Genomic DNA, 2,194 nt, shown 5'->3' with positions numbered 1-2,194 from the left:
GAATTGGCCAGCGCGATCGAATCTCATGGTGGTCAAAGTCGAGTGGCTGCTGGGTGCCTTATCTGGTCGTGACAGTAGATTGCAAACGCCAGCTTATGCCGCAGATGTGGCTGCATACATTTCGTTAAGCATTGAAGACCGCCCGGCCATAAGTGCGGCGTAGACTGCTCATCCGCGCACCTCGCGTAGTCATTGAAGGAGGCTCCCATGGCTGAGTTGGTTGCCGGGGCGAAGATGCCCATTCGACGCCCCGCAGCGGAGGTTTTCAGCGCGTTTGTCCAACCTGATCTCATCACAAAGTTCTGGCTGAAAAGTACCGCCGGTCCGCTCGCTCAAGGTGCTCAAGTTGAGTGGCAATTCATGGTTCCCGGCGCCACTGAGCGTGTGCGCGTCACTGCATTCGATGCGCCGCGCCGCATTGCGTTCTCCTGGCTGGAAGGCGGGCTGGACGTCGATATGAATTTTCTCGCCGAACAGAAAGATTTCACCGTTTTCAGTGTTGAAGTCCGGGGCTTTCAGGGCGAGGGCGCCATGGAGCAGGTGGTTAACGCCACCGAAGGGTTCAGCATTGTCTTGTGCGACCTGAAGGTTTTTCTTGAAACGGGGCGCCCGGCAAATCTGGTGAAAGACAAGGCTGAGTTGATACACCGAACCCGCGACACCTGAACTCCCATCGGGAATTGCCTGGAAGCGTGTGCTTCGGCGCGAGATGCGGTACGCTTTCGCGATGACCGATATCAAGCCCGCAACCTTCCCCGATGACCTTGAGCATGTCGTAGCCATCCTTCGGGAGTACGTCGCCAGTCCAAGCGTAAGCCTTGCCTTCCAGAATTACGAAGCGGAGTTCGCTGCATTACCCGGAAAGTACGCCGCGCCCGATGGTCGCCTGCTTCTCGCGTGGAAGGGGCCAATTGTCGTCGGGTGTGCCGCGCTTCGCCGCGTTGACGCAACCACCTGCGAAATGAAGCGCGTCTACGTGCGGCCGGATGCGAGAGGCGAAAGCCTTGGCCGCCGGCTCATCGAGCGCATCGTCGATGAGGCGCGGGCTGCCGGCTACTCCCGCATCTGCCTCGATGTCCTGCCCGAGTTTTCCGCCGCACAGCACGTCTATGAAACGCTGGGCTTTCAGCCGGCGCCGCCCGTCACTTTCAATCCCGTTCCCGGCACCAAATACCTGGCCCTCGAACTTTCCCCGTCACAGATGCGATCTGAGACTTACYGGTTTCCCGCAAAGCGCTACGGTTGGGGCTGGGGCCTTCCAGCCGTGTGGCAAGGCTGGGCCGTCATGGCGGTCWTTGCCTTCCTGATTCTGGCCGGTGCCGTGTTCCTGCTTCCAGGTCACGGTCAAGCTCTATTCGTCATGTATTCGGCGCTTCTATGCGCCTTGCTCGTAGCCGTCTGCTGGCTAAAAGGCGAGCCCCCGAGCTGGCGCTGGGGTGGCAAGTGAAGTCACAGATGAATCCCACTCTTGCCGTCGCCGTACTCGCTATCGCCGCAAGCGGTGGCGCACTCGCCACCGGCTCCCTGTCGTTCGAAAGTGCCGGCTACGTTCTTGACTTCGAAGTCGGGCAACAGGAGCACCCAGTTCTGGCTGGTGTGTCATTTGCCGCACCTGGGGCGGGCTCGAGTTCGATGCTTCGGCCGCCGCATCTGGTGGTCGTGGCATTTGATACAAAGGCAAAGATTCTGCTCGTTCGCTACAAAAATCCCGGAGACAGCAAGTTGCCGCCAGATTTCGAACTCTCAGTCCGCGGCAATGACGGTCTCTTAAAGTTGCCGAATCGCTCGGTCACCGGCAGGTTCAACTGGGAAATGTGAGCTGAGAATGCCACTCGCCGCATAACGCCAACGTTGAGTGCCGCAACGCGCATATGTTTCACCTTTACGATCACGAAACTTCTGGCAATGCCGGCAAGGTCCGCCTGCTGCTGGTCTTCCTGGGCATTCCGTATGATCGAACCCTCGTTCCCTTAACGGTCGATCATTTCAGCCGCCCTCGGTGGCCTGTTTGTATTGAATATTGGACCCCATCATGAACAAATTGCTTGTCTTCCAGCTCACGGTTCAAAGCTCCTATGTCGGCAACGTTGAGCATGATGCTGAAGGTGATCACTTCGACACGGTTCAGTGGTGGTTCTCGGAAAACGAGACCTGGCGCATCAAAACGTTTGCAATAGACCAGGACATCCACACG

2 protein-coding genes and 1 pseudogene are annotated in these 2,194 nt (G+C 58.1%); all 3 read left to right on the top strand.

Features of this window, described 5'->3' with window-relative positions:
• Positions 1 to 207 precede the first annotated feature (207 nt).
• A complete protein-coding gene (locus tag AC1D1X_RS21275; protein ID WP_477671098.1) occupies positions 208 to 666 on the top strand; it encodes an SRPBCC domain-containing protein in 459 nt (152 codons plus the stop codon).
• Between the two features lie 61 nt (positions 667 to 727).
• Positions 728 to 1,189 (top strand): annotated as a pseudogene (locus AC1D1X_RS21270) (GNAT family N-acetyltransferase); the annotation flags it as partial.
• Positions 1,190 to 1,455: 266 nt separating this feature from the next.
• Entirely contained in the window at positions 1,456 to 1,818 is a 363-nt protein-coding gene (locus tag AC1D1X_RS21265; RefSeq protein WP_477699110.1) for a hypothetical protein, read from the top strand.
• Positions 1,819 to 2,194 lie beyond the last annotated feature (376 nt).

Source organism: Polaromonas sp. P1_G4 (assembly GCF_056405475.1).
This window is presented reverse-complemented; position numbering and strand designations above follow the sequence as displayed.

What these genes read in the sequence shown, in the direction of transcription:
- AC1D1X_RS21275 (WP_477671098.1), top strand. Translation starts at nt 208, where the DNA reads ATGGCTGAGTTGGTTGCCGGGGCGAAGATGCCCATTCGACGCCCCGCA.
- AC1D1X_RS21265 (WP_477699110.1), top strand. Translation starts at nt 1,456, where the DNA reads ATGAATCCCACTCTTGCCGTCGCCGTACTCGCTATCGCCGCAAGCGGT.